Raw genomic sequence first — 18,473 nt, forward strand, 5'->3', positions numbered from 1 at the left:
AAAAATGATGAATGAGGAATTATTAATGCCCGGATTTCTACTTCGTCGAAATGACAAACTTGATGGAAAGTGTTGTTGTGAAAGTTTGAGAGGGCTTTACCCCGGCAGACTCACTAAAGGCTTGGATTTGAGACCCAGAATGATTATGAAATTTTCCTTGATTAGAAAAATCGCTTGATCAACATCTTATATATATAGTATCCAATCAAACAACCAATAGTGTCTGCGACAATGTCTAAGGTTTCCATAGATCTTCCCAGTCCCATTTCTTCCTGGAGAATCTCTGTAAGAAATGCATATATAAGGATGATCTGAATAAAGTAATAAAATTTGACTTTCGGGAAAGCAGCAATGAAAAAGAAACCTAGTGCCGCAAATATGCTTAAATGTAACACTTTGTCGATACCGCTGAACATAAACCAATACTCATTGTTTTCTTCACCCGGTTTGAGAAGCATATAAGTAAGAAATGCCCAATAAATGGGCAAAATCTTACTAAATATTTTTGATATACTATCCAATGATAGCTTGGTATTCTTCAGCAGAAAGCAATTCTGAATGATCTGCACCTTCAGCAATTTCTAATTTGATGATCCATCCGTCCCCATAAGGATTGGTATTCAACAATTCGGGTTGATCTTCTAATCCTGAATTAAATTCAATAACTTTTCCTGCAATAGGTAAGAATAAGTCTGAAACCGTTTTTACAGCTTCTACACTTCCGAAAACCGCACCTCCTTCAAGATCATCATCTACAGTATCTACATCTACATAAACGATATCTCCCAATTCGCCCTGTGCGAAGTCTGTAATACCGATGGTAGCAACGTTACCTTCAATCTTGATCCATTCGTGATCTTTAGTGTACTTTAATTCTGATGGTGTGTTCATTTTTTAATTTTTATTTCTACAAATGTATTCAAAATTCTACAAGGTTCAAATATCGGATATAAAAAATGTCCCTCAAAAATTGAAGGACATTTAAATTTATTTTAGTTCTAATTAGAAACCACCTGAGTCTCCGAATGTAAACGTTGCAGAAATACCTGCTCTTATCGTTGACAATGGGAATGCTGTCGAGATCTTATATTTAGAAGTCATCTGTTCGTAGAATACTTTTAAGTTTAAGTTTTCGGAAACATTGTAGTCTGCAGAAACTTTAATATTCATTAATCTCTGACCTCCTGTAATCTGTGAGTCCTCTAACAAGATATTCGTGATACTTGTTTTACTGTCTCTCAATGAGAAGTCTCCTCTGATATTAAGATCGCTACCTTTTCCTTTCCCTCTTCCTCTTACATTATTCGTTCCTAGTCTGAAGTTTCTGATGATATATCCAACTCTCACTACATATTCACTGTTTGAATCTTCTGTCAACGTATGATTTACCAATCCTAACAATAGTGTTCTTAACCTGTTGTACTGAATACCAAACTGTAGATTGTTTCTCATCGTCATATCTACTCCGATTAGTGGTGAGAAGTTTTCAACATAACCAACCTGAGCGAAAGTAAACGGATTGATATAATCATCATTAATATCTCTCTGAGTGGCATCATACGCATTAAGACTATTAAAATAATCAATACTTGACTGAATCCCAGTTGCAGTATATGTTGCCTGATAAGAATGTAAAAGATCAAACTTTGAGAACTGACCGTTAATGATAGGAACATTTCTTAGTCCTGAATATGTAATCTTCCAGTTTGGAATTGGCAATCCTGCCTTTTTAGGATTTGTCATTTCTTTTACGGTTTTACCTTCTACTGCAGCTCTAAACGCAGGAATTAAAATATATGCATTTGAAATTCCGTATCCATCTTTAAATCCGTTCGGCTCTAAAGCTCCCGGCATTTGCTGAGATAAAATTCTCGCATTTTCTCTGATAGCCTGATAAATCGCAGCACCATCTTTAAATGCAGTTTTCAATAAAACTACAGAGTTTGAATACGTCACCAAATCATTTGCAAAAGTGTAATTTGGATTTGGAACTCCTGTATTCGGATCTCTATAATTAAATCCAGTGTGTGAGAAGTTTCTGTTATAATTATGCAACGCACTGATATCAATTCTAAGATCGTTCATCGGCATCACCTGCAAATTAGCACGCAACTCCCGTGTTGACATCCTGACGTAAGGATCGGTCATGAATTCTGAATCACTCACCCAACCGTTTTCCATTACTGTTCTTCTGATATCCGCTTGTGAACCGAATAAGAATCCGATTGTAGGTCCTCCTAAAGTCTGTCCTGAACCATACCAGTTCGGGGCAGATAATAATCCCGGAAGTACGGTTCCGTTGTTTTCGGAATAATTAATATCCAATTGCTTGATCGATGTCAACAGATACGCCATACTCTGAAGCGGAGTCAATCTGTTTTTAAACTTATACTTTTTATAAGCATATTTGTTTTTCTCCCATTGCTGAGTGTAAACGTTGTTTAATGAATCAACCTCCTGCTTACGTTTTTGAAGTTTAGCCGAAACATTTTTAAAATATTTAAACTGACCAAAGAACTTTGTGAAGTCTGCCGTAGCTGTAGCCTGAATTACATTTGTATTCTGACCTATCGATCCCAAACTTCCATCCGGACTTGCCAATAAAACGGTAGACCTTGCATTCCAGTTATACGTAAATCCATAACCTAGTTCTGCATCGATGAAATCTAAATAAGGAAGATACTGGAATGGCAATTTATAATTCAACTGTACTCTGTGATTGTATAATACAGGTCTTCCGGCTCTGAAAACATTTCCGAAAATTGAATTATTATCCATCGTGTTAACATCCATATTATCATTCAGCGTTCTTGTTGCAGAATTGATTTCTAGTTTTAATGATTTTGTGAAATTAAATCCTAAACCATACTGCCATCCGAAATAGAAGTTTCTGTTTTTGATTGCTCCAAAGTCATCATTATAATTCCCACTTAGAATAGCATCGATATTTCTAAATTCTAATTCGTTGTAATTTCTGTCAACCTCAGTTCTGAAAGAGAATCTTGTCGGGATCGGATTAAAGTTAAATTCTTTAACCCATCTTAAATATTTTGTAGACTTCGCCGTATCGCTTATCATTTTATTAAATGGTCTTATCACCCACGGTTTGAAAGTATAGTTGTAATCCACATATCCTCTCAAATATTGTCTGTAATTTCTCTTCGTATAAATATCTCTGTAGAAATCATCATTATAAACTGCAGTTACCGAAATGTTTTCCACATCATAGAATTTTGGTTTTCTATTTTGGTTCATTCTTTCTTTATGCATGTTTACAACTCCGATACTTCTTTGCTGAGTATATGTTCTTGCTACTTTTTTCAGCTGTTCTTTATTAGCTGCTTTATTAAACTCAACATCCGTATCCAAAGGATTATATTTCGGATCTTCGATGGTTTGAGAATATGAGTAGTTTAACGGGATTTTAACTCCACTTTTTTCCGGTAAGAATTTATCAACATTAATTGCCGTATTAATACTGAAAGCAGACTGGGTCGACTGACTTCTTTCTGCCGGTTTAGAATCAATATTACCGAAACCTACCGAAGTATAGGAAGCACTTGTATTTACTGTTGCAAAATCTCCAAGATTAAAGTTCAAACTTGCATTTCCTGCATAACCTCCGTCGTTTTCGATTTCAGAAAGACGGATTTCGTTTACCCAAAGGATTCTGTCTATTGAAACAGCTCCAGGTGCACCTCTTTCATAGCCATTTCTTATACCCAACATAATTGTAGTAACATTTCCTAAACTTGGGCGACCTTTAATATAAATACTTTTATCAGTAGTTCCCGGGTCAAAAACATTATCTTTTAATCTTTTCACAATATCAGTCGGGAAATTTTTATCTCTCCTGATTTTTGCATCTACAAAATCCTGAATATTTAAATCTACATCATTTTCAGCAGGCCAGATTTCCAATGGTGCAGTTGCCGTTGACGGAGTAATATATAATGAAGATTCATATTCATAATAGTTATCCGTAGCATCACTACCAAAACGGATAAAGAATTTCGTATTTTTATCTAAACCTATAATTCTATTTTTCACGTCCTGAGCATGTACAAAAAGCTTAAGTTTCTTATATCTTCTCATATCCAAAGAAGCATTTTTGAATACTCCTCTCGCTTCAGAACTTGCAAGTTCAGTAGCTTTCATGTATAGAGAAGCCTCATTTTGTCTTTGTGCTCCTGCATTTCCGCTAAGAATCTGTCTGTCAATTCCCGGAGGCAATACATAAGGCGGTTGGTTCAATGCATTTTCTTCAATATTTACACTTCCTACCTCGAATTTATTATTATCCGTATCTATTGTCCCCTCATCAGTAGCGCCTGTTGTTCCGGTAACTGCAATGTTTTTCGGATATTTTCTCCAATCTGATCTCACAAGATCCATAGTTCCGAATCTTAGGGTTGATGTCTGATCAAAACCTTTCAATAATAATCTCGCAAATCTTACATTGTTAAGAATTGAAGGATCAGCATCACCTGCTGTATTAACATATTGTGAAACAGGAATTCTGAATAAATACCATTTTACCTGAGCTTTTTGTTGATTTTGGAATGTTGCCTCAACAGTTTTTACATCAACAATATTATTAGTTCCTAAATTTAAACTTCCTTGAGCCAAATCTACTTCGTACTGGTTATAGCTTTCACTTTGGTCTAAGTTGTAATCTTTATTGATATCTTCCGAATCCGGAGTTTGAGTAGACACCTCCAAAGAATTACTCTGAGAGTTTCCATCCGGACCTCTGAAATATTTATATCTCTGAATAAGTGAAGAAGCCTGATTTCCTGTAAATTTATCAGACAGATAGAATACAAAATCATCAACAGCCGGATCGGATAATCCTGTAACCGGGTTGGTAAATGTGTTTCCATATAAAGCTGCTTCCTGATCTGAACTTAAACCATCATAACCCACATCCTGCGCCACTCTGTCTCCTCCTTCACTTGAGAAAGCATACAAAATAGGTGGCTGTTTAGGCTGAGTTCCCCAATTTGAATTTGTCGTTGTAGATGGAGCTGAAGGAGTCGGCAATCCGTTTTCGTACTGCATTTGTCCGTCTTTCAAAATATCTTCCGATACGTTACCTAATTGTAATAAAAGTTTTGGAGCTGTACCTAAAGTATTTCCATCTGCATAAGGATCCATCATCCAGAATTCTACATACTCAATATTTGAACTTACAAAATTGGAAACCGTAATCGGTCTCATAATACCTGCCCATCTGTCTTGTGTAGTTTCAGGGTTTACATTAGAGTTATAAGGCCCTTTTTCTGCAGGATAATATGAAATATCGAAAGTATTGGTATAAGTCTGTTCACCCGCAACGAAATCTCTGTTGTTGAAAATTTCGGAGAATAAAACTCTTCTTGATGCATGGTTTGAAACAGATTGCGGAGTAATTCCTGCCGGAGCTTTCCCTCCTACACCATAGAATCTCGGGTCAATATTATACCAAGACAATAGCCCTCTTCCGTACCCTTCAGATCTGTCATTATTTTTACCTGCTCCTACGAAAAGAGGATCATTCTGGTTTTTTTCAGGTTTTGAAGCTAAACTCCAGGCTGTCGGTTCTTTTAACGTGATTTTCGAAGTTGTCTGTTCAAAATCATCGATGTAAGACTGGTCGTTGATTCCTTTATTCAGCCCCGGAAGTAAATACGCTCCCTCCATTTTAAAGTTCACATTGGATGGTGCTTCTGTATTTATCAGTGGGATTTTGTCTGTTAATCTTGTAAGGAAAGGAACCTGGTTGTTGTACATCAAATTGATCCCAGCCATTGTATTATTCACGGCTTCCTGACCATAACTTACTTTTTGAGTAAGCGGAGATTCTGAATAATTAACAACAGTTCCACCTAAAATAAAGTGCTCATTAAACCTTCTTTCTAAGTTTAATCCTAAGAATCTTTTTCTTTGAGTATTAAATGTTAATTGATTTTCTAATGAAATATTAATCGCCTGACCGGATTGTTTTACCTGATCATTAATAATCGTCACTGTACCCAACATATAGTCTACGGTATAGTCGATTCCTTCTGTCAGCTGAACTCCGTTTGCCGAAACTTTTACAGAACCTTGAGGAACGTTCACTGCACCTAAAGAAATGCCTTGTCCCTGAGTTCCTTTGTAACGACCTTCAATTGTATATCGTTGTGCCAGATTACTTGATGTAGCAACCTGTTTCTGTTGGGTATAAAGATCAGAGAAAACATATTGAGGATCATTACTTCCTATCACATTCTGGATGTAGCTACCAAATGGCTGAACTTTTGTAAAGATTACTCTTCCCGTTTCAGGTCTTATGGTAATTCCGTTAACAAAGTCGAAAATACCGTCTCCGGTTGTACTCCCGTTATTTTGTAAGTCACCGTTAGCATTTAATCTGTCCCAATTTAATAACTTAATCAATGGAACATTATTCACCTGCGGATTATTAACGACCGGAAGATAGTTTACCTTACCTCCTGACTGCGGATCTCTATATAAAACATTCAAAATAAAGCCATCCTGATTTACCTGTCCTGCATCCAGAGAATAGATGTTTTTCATCATCAGATTCCACATTGGAGAAGAAGTCTTAACCGTTGTATTAGGCTTTAAAAGTTTAGTCATTAAAACCGTACTTTCTTCTGAGAATTCCCCGACTTTATAAACCTGATTACTTCCGTTTACTGTATATGAGAACGAAACTCCTAAAAGCTGGTTATCATTCAATTTTTGGTTTAAGGAAATGTATCCTAACTGAGATTGTAATGTATACTCGTTAGAATTCAATCTTCGTGCTTTTTTGTTAAAGATAAAGTGCTCTCCATCGACATAAGTTTCCGTACCTCCGGAAGCAACAGGAAGATTCCCTCCTTTAATTGCATTATAAGCTGTACTTGCATCTCTTAATCCCGGTAATCCGTTTATTGTAGAATACAAACCAAAACCAGTCTGGTTATTGTCAGGAAGAGCTCCCGGAGCATCCCCTAAATCTCGGACACCAACGATACTTTTCTGATACTGTAAATTACTGTTTCCCTGATCCAAAACCCAAACTTCCAATCTTGTAATGCTTATTTTTGAGTTGATCTGAGGATAATTTAATAATGCTTTATCATAATTATCAAGGAAATAATGCCCTAAAAAGTAGTGTTGATTATCTTCATAGTCAATAGCATTTAACTTGAAGTTATTGACCACACCGCCACCCTGAACAGTAATATTTCTAGCCTCACCTTGTTGTTGTGAAAGCACGACAGTTCCATAAGTTTTACCCAGCTGAAACTCGGTTTTCACCCCGAATAAAGACTGAGAACCACGTATCAAACTGGTGGATAGTGGCATATTTACGTTACCGAATTCTACTCTTTTAATAATTTTATCTTCTCCTCCCGCGCTTGGCTTATCAACATCATTCAAGCCTTTTTGCTGAAGATCTTTCCAACTTCCTTTTGCCTGCCAAACCAGATTCATTCTGTTTTCAAAAGCAAAACCACTTTGGGTATCATAATTAGCTTTCAACTGAAGGTTTTCACCTACTTTTCCAATTAAACCCAATTGAATTCTCTGGTCGATATCGAAAGTAAAACTTTTTCTGTTTTGAGGTAAAATTAATGGATTATCAATCTTTTGATACAATCCCGCAAAATCAAAAGCTGCGTATCCTGAAGGGATAATTTCAATTTTATTACTTCCGAAAATGGTCTCGAAAAGCCTGTTATTGATCGTAAGAGAAGGAATCAGACCTTTTCTTGCTGCATCACTTTTATCTTTTCTGAACATCAGGCTGTACCGATCTGCTTTCTCTTTGTAGTAAGCCTTCGTCTGAGCCGCCATCATGAACTCCTTATAATCTTCAGGAGACATTGCTGTCGGTGGTCCGGTTATTGTATTTCCAACCTTAGGATATACGAAATACATCCCGGATTTTATATCGTAGTAGGCTTCAAACTGTGTAGGATCTGCCAACTGATAGTCTTTCTTTATGATTGCCGTATCACGCACTTGCGCTGCTGGCCGCCTCTGTGCAAATGCGCTAACCGACATACACAGGAACGACAGGAACAAAAATATATTGAGATACTTATTATTTGCCACCAAATGTTAAATGTTTTTTAAAATTTGTTTTACCAACTCTTCTACCGAAACGTCGGAATTTTGTTTTATTATTTTGTCTGCAAGCTTCTCGCTCATTCGCTTTGGAATGCCCAAAACTTCTAATGCAGATAACGCTTCATCCTTGATTTTATTATTTACAAATGTAGAAATATTTTCCTCCGGATTACTGAATTTCTGTACTTTATCCTTAAGATCTACGATAATTCTTTCCGCTGTTTTTACTCCAAGTCCTTTAGCTTTCTGGATCAAAGCACTATTCTTGGAAAGTATGGCTGAAGCGATCTCTTCAAGACTTAAGGTAGACAGTAAAATAAGGGCAGAAACAGCTCCTACTCCATTAACGCTTATTAACAGATTGAACATTTCTTTCTCTGAACGAGTGTTAAAACCAAAAAGCAAATGTGCATCTTCTCTGATGATCTGCTGAATAAAAAGTACGGTTTTTTTGTTTAAAGTAAGTGTTTGCGAAGTCATCAAACTAATACCTACATAGTAACCAACTCCTTGTACGTTGATCACTGCGTAGGTAGGCGTAAGTTCTTGAACAATGCCTTGTAGTGAAAATATCATTATTAATTTTTAAAACTCCCAAATATAGCAAATTAAACTAATTAATGTTTTCATTTCACGTGCGAATGATTTTTAACTTAATTTTTGTTGACAGTTTTAACGATTTGATATAAAAGCAAAAGACTCCAAAATTCGGAATCTTTAAAAATTTATTAATATTTAATGATTAAGATGATTACTTTTTCATTAAACCTTATCGTCGTTCTCCAAATGAATTTAGAAAAATATAAAACCCATCCGAATGGATAGGTTTTACAATATTTTACTATAAATATTCTAAGGATTTATATCCAAACACATACTTATATTACATGCCCCGTTTACACAAGTTGGTGTGCATCCTACCAAACACAGCTGTCCCTGAGCTGGAAGACAGTAATACCCTCCGTCCGGAGACTGAAGAGGCTTACCTCCTGGTCCTCCTCCTGTTATTTGTTTTAAATTTTCTCTTGAAAGTTTTTTAATGTTTTTCATAGTAAATATATATTTTTAGTACTCTCCAAATGTATTTATTTTCTTAGAAAGTAAATATCTTTTAAAAAACACCCTTTCAAAAAAAACTATTTTCCGCTTCATTCTTAGTCAGAAAAACCATTATATATGGGCATTTTAGAAGATTTATCAATTATCAATTTACCTGTCCTAATATCACAATTTTGTGACATTAGGACAGGTTTATGTATAATAAAAAAGCAGTACACTAAAATTTTGTGTACTGCTTTTTACTTAAAAGATAGAATCTTTATTATTTTTTATCTTTTTTCTCTCTTCTCTGAGCATCCAAAACTGCAATTGTTGCTAAGTTTACGATCTCATCAACGCTTGAACGCATCTGTAAAACGTGAACAGGCTGCTTTAATCCCATCAAGATTGGCCCGATAACCTGCGCTACTTTCATTCCTCTGATAATCTTGTACGATAAATTTGCACTTTCAAGGTTCGGGAAAATGAATGTATTTGCCGGAGTAGTTTCCAGCTTTGAGAAAGGATAATCGCTCAAATGATCTGCATTCATGGCAAAATCCGGCTGAATTTCTCCATCAACAACCATTCTAGGATATTTCTCATGAAGGATGCTTACTGCTTTTGCTACTTTTTTGGAAGTATCGGAAATGGCAGAGAAGTTTTCAAATCCAAGCATTGCAATTCTTGGTTCAATGGCGAAAGATTTTACCGTATGTTCTGCCATTTTAGCAATATTTACCAGATCTTCAGCAGTCGGATTCTGATTGATTGAGGTATCCGCGAAGAAAATCGGTTTTTTTTCAGACAAGATCATCATCATTGCTGCAACTTTATCAACGCCTTTATCTTTTTCGATAACCTCTAAAACCGGTCTTAAAGTCGAAACATAATTCTTAGAAAAACCAACGATTAATCCGTCTGTATCACCATGCTTCAACATTAATGGTCCGAAATAATCTCTCTGACGGACGAATTTTTTCGCTTTATATTCGTTCACTCCTTTTCTCTGACGAAGTTTCCAAAGTGTTTCTCTGTATTTCTTTCTGTTTTCCTCCTGATCATCGTCATTCGGATCGATAATCGGAACATCCAGATTGATTCCGAAACGCTCCATTTGCTCTTTGACATATTTTTTGTTTCCTAACAAACTTGGATACGCAATTCCTTCTTCATAAAGAATCTGTGCAGCCTTCAATACATTATATTCTTCAGCATTTCCTAAAGTAATTCTCTTTGGATTTGCTTTTGCGCGGTTCTGCATCATTCTTACCAACTTCTCGTCTCTTCCCATTCTGTCAAGAAGACTTGTTTCGTATTCTTCGAAGTCGGTGATTGTTTTTCTTGCAATTCCACTGTCAATTGCAGCTTTTGCTACTGCGCTTGAAACTGTAGTGATCAGTCTGTTATCGAATGGTTTCGGAATAAAATATTCTCTTCCAAATTGTAAATTCTGAACATTATAAGCTAAAATTACTGCTTCAGGAACCGGTTCTTTCGCCAAATCGGCAATTGCATGAACAGCTGCCAGTTTCATTTCTTCATTAATACCTTTTGCCTGAACATCCAATGCTCCACGGAAAATATAAGGAAAGCCAAGAACGTTATTAACCTGATTAGGATAATCACTTCTTCCGGTTGCCATGATTACATCTTTACGAGTTTCAAGAGCCAAATCGTAAGCAATTTCCGGATCCGGATTTGCCAATGCAAAAACGATAGGATTTTCGTTCATGCTTAACAACATTTCCGGAGTCATTACATTTCCTTTTGATAATCCGATGAAGACATCTGAACCTTTTACAGCATCTTCCAATGTTTCAAGATCTGTATTGGCTATAAAATCTATCTTTTCCGGTGTAAGGTTTTCTCTTTTATTATTGATAACCCCTTTGCTGTCGCACATTAAAACATTTTCTCTCTTTAAACCTAAAGAAATATAAAGGTTGGTACAAGCAATTGCCGCAGCTCCTGCTCCGTTTACCACCATTTTTACTTCTCCGATATTTTTATTTGCGATCTGTAAAGAGTTGATTAGGGCTGCTGCAGAAATGATCGCCGTTCCGTGCTGATCATCGTGCATTAAAGGAATATCTAATTCTTCTTTTAATCTCTGTTCGATATAAAATGCTTCAGGAGCTTTAATATCTTCAAGGTTGATTCCTCCGAAAGTCGGAGCGATACCTTTTACAATATCAATAAATTTATCCGGATCTTTTTCGTTGATCTCAATATCAAAAACGTTGATGTCCGCAAAAATTTTGAACAAAAGTCCTTTTCCTTCCATTACCGGCTTCGAAGCTTCTGCACCGATATCTCCTAATCCAAGAACTGCTGTACCGTTAGAAATAACAGCTACCAGATTTCCTTTTCCCGTGTAATCATATACTGTTTCCGGCTTGTCGTGGATCTCCATACAAGGAACTGCAACCCCCGGAGAATACGCCAATGACAAATCTCTCTGAGATGAGTGTGGTTTTGAAGGGATAACTTCGATCTTTCCTTTAGGTTCGGCTTTATGGTAATCTAACGCGGCCTGATTAAAGTTCTTTTCGTCGCGGTGGGTTTTGTTTGACATATAAAATTTTGTTTTTTTATTTATAGTATATATTTAATGTGGTAATTGACTAAACTTTCGATCGGTTTTTGTACAATCTGTCCTACATTAAGGTTAAGCTCTGCCGCTGCAGAACGTAAAATATCTTCGTAATAATAAGCAATAGATCCGATGAAATTGATCTCTGCATCTTTTGATTCTTCATAAGGAAGAACCTGATAATCGAAAAAGTTCAGCATTTCTTCGAAAACCATTTTCTGTAAATAAGGATGATCCTTTCTTTCTACCACAAATTTATTGAAATTTGCCAGATAAGCATTTGGCCTTGTTGTATGATACATATTTTTCAATGCTTCTTCGATCGTTAAGTGGTAGATTTCTTCAAATTCCTGATGAAGATCTGCGGGAAGTTTCTGCATAAAGAATCTTCTTACCAATTGTTTTCCGATCGCGCTTCCGCTTCCTTCGTCTCCCATCAAAAATCCAAGAGAAGGGAGCTTGATTTTTATGTTTTCTCCATCGAAATAACAAGAATTGGAACCTGTTCCCATGATACATACAATCGCAGGTTTGTCCTGATAAGCGGCATACGCTGCAGCCATCAGATCTTCCCTTACAATAATCTCTGCATCGGTGAAAACTTTTCCCAATTCTTCAATAATCGTATCACAATTTTGCTGTACTCCGCATCCTGAACCATAAAAATAGATTTTCTTAATGGAATTCTTAACGGATGTAAGACTTGTATTTTTTTCAATTTCAGGAACGATAAGTTCTTTGTTGATAAAATTCGGGTTGAAACCAATAGTTTCTGTTTTCAGAAAGATTTTTTTAAAATCGTCAAGGATCACCCAATCCGACTTCGTAGAACCACTATCAACAATAGCAACCATATTTTAGATTTTAGTTTAAAGATGCTAAATTATGAATTTATCTTTTAAGATGGTTGATTATTGACATGACATATATGTTATTTGTGGTGTGGAGAATATCGTATCTATTTCGTAGGAAGCCTTATATACTTTAGCGAAAGCTTTAAATACTTTGGAGGATGTCTTATGTATTTTGGTGGAAGCCTTAAATACATCGGAAGATGTCTTATATATTTTAAAGGAAGGTTTAAATACTTTGGAGCAGACCTCATCTATTTCGGAAGATGCTTTATGTATTTTTTTAATTGGCTGCTGAGATCCTTTCAGGATAACAAAGAGAAAAAATAAGTTTTGTGAATGAAACTTTATAGGTTTTTGAAAACCTATAAAGTTTGAATAGATATGTAGGTTTTCCTAAACCGATTATGCTTTTTTGAATTTTATTCCTGAGATTGCTTTGTATTCAGAAGAATTGCTCTCTAAAATCGTGAATAAATAATCTTTTGCTTTATTAAAAGTATCTATAAGATTATCATCCGAATTGTAAACCGTATTATTTCTTAAACTTCTCGCCGCATTTAAAGGAATAAAAGTATCTGCAACAGCCTGAGTTGCCTGAAGCATCTGATTTTTCTCCTGCTGTAATGTTGCTACCTGATATTCTGTTTCGTTGGGATTGTAATTGGGCGTATTCTGAAGAAGCGAAATTAGCTGATCGTAATTATTAGTTCTAATATCGTACCCCATCTGTGACACTGAGTTTTGCTTCTGTTCTTCTTCCGTATCTGTTGTTGCTACCGGCTTTACTTTTCTTACTCCTTTCAGTTTTCGGGCAATGGTCATGAAATCTTCCAACTGAGCCTGAGAAACTCCTTCTGTTGCTTTGTACATTTTACGAAGCTTTGTAATTTTCTTGCTTACCGGAGTAAAAAGTTTTTCGCGATTGTCTACCGCCAACGAGTATGGTGCTACTGAATTATTTACCGCTTCCTGACTTGTAAAAGCGGAATTGTAAATACTCTGAAGATTTGTCAGTAATAATTTTGGATTGCTAGGATTGTATTTTGCTCCTAAATCTGTGATGTGTGAACACAATAGATTGGCATTTGCAATGTTTTTTGCATGCCCGTTTTCATTTTTTGACATAAAAGTGTTTTTTTAACTAGAGTAAATTTAGAAAAAATTTTGATTTGTAGTCGAAAAATTTAAATTCAAAAATAAAAGTAGAAGAAATCTTCTGCCTTATAATTCTTAGCTCTATTTGTTAGGGATGCTTAATGTTAAGTTTATTTTATCCAATTTTTCTATGAAGTAATGTGAGTTACAATTCCTATAGTTTGCAGTATATTCTTCTAAAATATAATTTCCATTCAGTTTTTCTTTCAGACTATTGATGATTTTAGTTTGAATATTATGGCTTAAATCCAAATAATAAAATCGAATTAAATCATCTTCATTTGGTTTTAAGGAAGCTATTATATCTAAAACAGGACGCTTTGCATTTTGCTTTTTATAACATTTGATAGCGTATTTGTTTTCTCCGATTTTCTCAACAAGAATATGATCAATCTCAAATTCATCTTGTGGAGTGAATTTTAAATTGTCATTAAAGCTAAAACGTTCTGTTCTTCTATTTGGGGAATAACTAAAATGATAAGCAATGTGTTTATCATCATCACTTAAAGCTCCATAAGAGTTATTATGCAAACCAATGTCGTATTGTGGATTTTTTGAATTAATTAATAAAGAATAATTTTCAAAGTTTTTATCGGGAGACATTTTGATTTTCTTTCCTATTTTTAACTGATAATCGAATGTATAAGTTTGTGCATTTACGCAGGATATTGCGAATATAAATAGTAAGAATATTTTTTTCATTTTGATTTTTTTAATAATTTCCTTTAAACATCATGTTTTCTCTCGCTTACTTTTATACTTTTAATCACAAGATCTTTCATTATTCTAATTTCCTCTAAGCGGAGTTTGCCTTCATTTAAAATAAATAAATCCGCTTTTAAAGGTAGTTTAAGGTGTCTAACGATTGTGCTTTACATTGAATAGTAGATACTAAAATGAATATGAATGTTAGTTTTAATAAATTTTTCATCGATACACCATTATATCTTTTATTATTTTACTCCCATAAAATGATTTTTCATCATCCGTGAAATAAAAACCATTAAGTTGCTCATAGTACTTTGTCTGACTTGTCAAGATTGGAGTTTGCCAAATAATATGTAATGTAACTGCATTATAATATGACTTATTTTTGTTACAAAAATTAAAATCGCTACTATGAATTTTATTTTTTTGACTTTTAAAAGGAAAACTCCAAGATGTTTTCGGTTGAATCTGAATCATATTATTTAAAAGTTTAGAGAATGGTTGCCCAATATAATTCGCTTTATTAACTTCAAATTGTTTAAGATAGCTTAAGGTATCTAACGATTGTGCTTTGCTCTTAATAATTAAGACCAAAGCACAAAATAGAAATATTTTAAAAGACCACTTCATCTTCGATATACTCTAATATCTCCTACTATTTTACTACCATAAAATAATTTTTCATGATTGGTAAAATAATCATGGTTTTGATCACTTAATACTTCTGCTTGGTTTTTAGATATATCATTTTGCCATGTCACCATAAGTGTTATAGCATTGCCAAAAGAGTATTTTTTTTCACAAAAATTAAAAATGGTGTTCCTTATCATACTTCTTTTATTTTTAATAGGATATACCCAAGCTGTTTTAGGCTGTATTTGAGTCATGTCATTTAACAATTTAGAAAATGGCTGCCCAATATAATTAGCCTTGTTGATTTCAAACTGCTTTAAGTAATTTAATGTATTTAATTGTGCATTTATTTTTGAAAAAAGGAATATTGTTAGCAAAAATAATTTTTTCATGATTCGTTCATTCATTTTTCATTTTCTATAAAAATGCTTATTTCGAATTGTTCTTTTACAGGAATACGATATAATTCTGCCGATGACCATTTGTTCAATGATTTTAGCTTAAAAAGATCTTCAATTGCATTCTTCGTATCTTCATCTGTGTGTTTCAAAACTTCTATTCTTTCAAGGTTATTTTGTTTTCCTATAGTTACCAAAATAAGATTTTCGCCTGTTTTTGCATTTTTAGGAATTTTAAAATTATCATAAACAAACTGTCTGAAAGCATTTGTTCCACCCCTAAATTCAGCATGATTTTCCATTTCAAAACAGTAAGAGCCTTTGTTGATCTCAGTTTTAGAACTATCTATTGTCAGAGAATCTTTATGAGAAACAGCATATTTAATATTTTCCAAAGTTCCCAGATAATGTTTCTTTCTTATTGAGCAACTTATGAACAAGCTTATTATTGCTAATAATGTGATGATATTTTTCATTTTATACCATTTAATAAAATAAACTGCTTTTATAAGACAGTTTATTTTTATAATTATCGTCGATATACTCTAATATCTTTTATTATTTTATTTCCATAGAAAGTTTTCTCATCGTTTGTAAAATAATATTGATTTGGTATACCAAGAGCGTTTGTTTGGGCAATGGGAATGTCTATATCCCATGTAATTTTTAATGTAATCGCATTGTAAAAAGAATACTTTTTCTCACAAAATTTAAAGCTAGTAATTCTAACTAAAGTTGTATTATTTCTTAATGGCAAACTCCACACTGTTTTAGGTTGTATTTGAGTCATATCTTGTAGCAACTTTGAAAATGGCTGTCCGATATAATTAGCCTTATTAGCTTCAAATTGCTTAAGATAAGTTAAGGTATCCAATTGAGCTTTGTCTTGAAAGGAAAGTTTTTTCTTTCTATTACAAATAGTACCTGTAATTACTTTTATAGTATCCTTTTGTCCATAAGCCTTGCAATATATCAATGCAAGGCTTAAAACTAAAAATATTCCTATTTTGTTTTTCATCGATATACTCTAATATCTTTTATTATTCTATTTCCATAAAAAGCTTTTTCATCATTGGTGAAATAATATTGATTTTGTGTTCCAAGAGCATCTGTTTGGGTAATAGGAATATCTGTCTGCCACTTTATAGATAGTGTAATTGCTTTATAAAAAGAATGTTTTTTTTCACAAAAATTAAATAGGGTATTTTTAACAATTGTTTTGTTATTTCTTACAGATAAACTCCAAGCCGTTTTTGGTTGTATCTGTGTCATATCTTGTAACAATTTTGAAAATGGTTGACCAATATAATTAGCCTTGTTGATTTCAAACTGTTTTAAATAATTTAAGGTATCTAATTGTGCTTTATTTTGAAAAGAAAAAAATAAAGTAAGTAATAATGCTAGTTTTAATATATTTTTCATCGATACACCATTATATCTTTTATTATTCTACTTCCATAGAAAGCTTTTTCATCATTAGTAAAATAAAACCCGTTTAGCTGCTCATAATATGTTATTTGATTTTGAGGTATTGATGTTTCCCATGTAATACCTAATGTGATAGTATTGTGAAATGAATAGTCCATTTCGCAAAATTTAAATCTTGTATTCAAAATAATATTCCTGTTATTTCTAGGAGGATTACTCCAAACTGTTTTTGGTTGTATCTGGGTCATGTCGTGCAGCAATTTAGAGAAAGGTTGCCCAATATAGTTTGCCTTATTAGCTTCAAATTGTTTAAGATAACTTAAAGTATCTAACGATTGTGCTTTACTTTGAATAGTAAATAATAGAATTGATAAAAATGTAAGTTTTAAGAAATTTTTCATATCAATATCGGTATACCATTATATCACCGACTATTTTACTTCCATAAAAAATTCTCTCATCATTAGTGAAAAAATAGTGATTTTGAGTACCTAGAACTTTTGCTTGACTTGTGAGAATATCATTTTGCCATGTAACAAGAAGTGTTACGGCATTACCAAAGGAGTATTTTTTCTCGCAAAAATTAAACATTGTGTTTCTTATCATACTTCTTTTGTTTTTAATAGGATATACCCAAGCTGTTTTTGGTTGTATCTGTGTCATATCTTGTAACAATTTTGAAAAAGGCTGTCCTATATAATTAGCCTTATTGGCTTCAAACTGCTTTAAATAGTTTAATGTATCCAGTTGTGCTTTTCCTTTAAAAGAAAAAAGTAAAGTAAATAATAATGTTAGTTTTAATAAATTTTTCATCTTCGATAAACCCTTATATCTTTTATTATTTTATTACCATAAAGCAATTTTTCGTCATTGGTAAAATAATATCCATTTTGCTCTCCTAATAATTGCGTTTGACTATAAGGTATGTTATCTTGCCATGTTATATATAAGTTTATAGCATTGTAAAAAGATTGATTCATTTTACAAAATAAAAATCCTGTACTCCTTACAATATTTCTTTTATTTTTTACGGGTATGCTCCAAACTGTTTTAGGTTGTATTTGAGCCATTTGATTTAGTAAATACGAAAAAGGTTTATTTACATAATCAGCTTTATTTATTTCAAATTGTTTTACATAATTTAAGGTATCAATAGGCTGTTGTGCCTTACTTTTACAACTGAAAAAGGCGGTAAATAATATTATAAAAAGTATTATATTTTTCATCATCAGTATTTTAAATAAATATTATACTAACGTCGATATACCTTAATATCTCCTACTATTTTATCTCCATAAAAAGTTTTCTCATCATTGGTAAACAAAAAGTGATTTAGCTTTGATAAAGCAAATGCTTGTGAATGTGATATGGGAGTTTTCCATATTATAACTAAAGTTGTTGTTTTATAAGTTCCATATTGTTTGTTAATATTAGAAAATTTGAAATATGAATTTTATAATCGGGAAAACTGAATGTCAAAAGATTTAAAACTGAATGTCAAAAAATATTAACTTTACAAAAAAAACATGCCTCGATACATTATCAAACTCAAAG

15 protein-coding genes are annotated in these 18,473 nt (G+C 33.5%); all 15 read right to left on the reverse strand.

The window, feature by feature from the left end:
• Positions 1–161: 161 nt before the first annotated feature.
• Positions 162–488, reverse strand: a complete 327-nt coding sequence (locus ABD745_RS00030; RefSeq protein WP_344823287.1) for a VanZ family protein — start codon at positions 486–488, stop codon at positions 162–164.
• Positions 489–513: 25 nt separating this feature from the next.
• The gene (gene gcvH, locus ABD745_RS00035; protein WP_047401449.1) at positions 514–891 is read right to left on the reverse strand and encodes a glycine cleavage system protein GcvH; all 378 of its coding nucleotides are present in this window, start codon (positions 889–891) and stop codon (positions 514–516) included.
• Positions 892–1,002: 111 nt separating this feature from the next.
• On the reverse strand, positions 1,003–8,043 hold the full coding sequence (sov, locus tag ABD745_RS00040; RefSeq protein WP_344823290.1) for a T9SS outer membrane translocon Sov/SprA: 7,041 nt from the start codon (positions 8,041–8,043) through the stop codon (positions 1,003–1,005).
• Between the two features lie 57 nt (positions 8,044–8,100).
• Positions 8,101–8,685 carry a Holliday junction branch migration protein RuvA gene (gene ruvA / locus ABD745_RS00045; protein WP_344823252.1) on the reverse strand — a complete coding sequence of 195 codons (585 nt, stop codon included), beginning with the start codon at positions 8,683–8,685 and terminating at the stop codon, positions 8,101–8,103.
• Between the two features lie 276 nt (positions 8,686–8,961).
• Entirely contained in the window at positions 8,962–9,159 is a 198-nt protein-coding gene (locus tag ABD745_RS00050) for a bacteriocin-like protein (protein ID WP_047401446.1), read from the reverse strand.
• A 271-nt stretch (positions 9,160–9,430) separates the two neighbouring features.
• The gene (locus ABD745_RS00055) at positions 9,431–11,725 is read right to left on the reverse strand and encodes an NADP-dependent malic enzyme (protein ID WP_344823257.1); all 2,295 of its coding nucleotides are present in this window, start codon (positions 11,723–11,725) and stop codon (positions 9,431–9,433) included.
• 20 nt (positions 11,726–11,745) lie between these two features.
• Complete coding sequence (locus ABD745_RS00060) at positions 11,746–12,597, reverse strand: BadF/BadG/BcrA/BcrD ATPase family protein (RefSeq protein ID WP_344823260.1); 852 nt, start codon at positions 12,595–12,597, stop codon at positions 11,746–11,748.
• Between the two features lie 402 nt (positions 12,598–12,999).
• A complete protein-coding gene (locus ABD745_RS00065; RefSeq protein WP_344823263.1) occupies positions 13,000–13,722 on the reverse strand; it encodes a hypothetical protein in 723 nt (240 codons plus the stop codon).
• A 111-nt stretch (positions 13,723–13,833) separates the two neighbouring features.
• Positions 13,834–14,454 carry a hypothetical protein gene (locus ABD745_RS00070; protein ID WP_344823266.1) on the reverse strand — a complete coding sequence of 207 codons (621 nt, stop codon included), beginning with the start codon at positions 14,452–14,454 and terminating at the stop codon, positions 13,834–13,836.
• 632 nt (positions 14,455–15,086) lie between these two features.
• Complete coding sequence (locus tag ABD745_RS00075; protein WP_344823269.1) at positions 15,087–15,485, reverse strand: hypothetical protein; 399 nt, start codon at positions 15,483–15,485, stop codon at positions 15,087–15,089.
• 11 nt (positions 15,486–15,496) lie between these two features.
• On the reverse strand, positions 15,497–15,967 hold the full coding sequence (locus tag ABD745_RS00080) for a hypothetical protein (RefSeq protein ID WP_344823272.1): 471 nt from the start codon (positions 15,965–15,967) through the stop codon (positions 15,497–15,499).
• Between the two features lie 53 nt (positions 15,968–16,020).
• Positions 16,021–16,509 (reverse strand): hypothetical protein, encoded by a 489-nt coding sequence (locus tag ABD745_RS00085; protein ID WP_344823275.1) that lies wholly within the window; start codon positions 16,507–16,509, stop codon positions 16,021–16,023.
• Positions 16,506–16,913: a hypothetical protein gene (locus ABD745_RS00090; protein WP_344823278.1), complete on the reverse strand. Its 408-nt coding sequence runs from the start codon at positions 16,911–16,913 to the stop codon at positions 16,506–16,508. Before ABD745_RS00090 ends, ABD745_RS00085 begins: the two co-directional genes overlap by 4 nt.
• 408 nt (positions 16,914–17,321) lie before the next feature.
• Positions 17,322–17,732, reverse strand: coding sequence for a hypothetical protein (locus ABD745_RS00095; protein ID WP_344823281.1), 411 nt, complete (start codon positions 17,730–17,732; stop codon positions 17,322–17,324).
• Entirely contained in the window at positions 17,729–18,145 is a 417-nt protein-coding gene (locus ABD745_RS00100) for a hypothetical protein (protein ID WP_344823284.1), read from the reverse strand. The genes ABD745_RS00095 and ABD745_RS00100 overlap by 4 nt, the downstream gene beginning before the upstream one ends.
• Positions 18,146–18,473 lie beyond the last annotated feature (328 nt).

The organism is Chryseobacterium ginsenosidimutans, assembly GCF_039536845.1.
Classification (GTDB): Bacteria; Bacteroidota; Bacteroidia; order Flavobacteriales; family Weeksellaceae; genus Chryseobacterium; species Chryseobacterium ginsenosidimutans_B.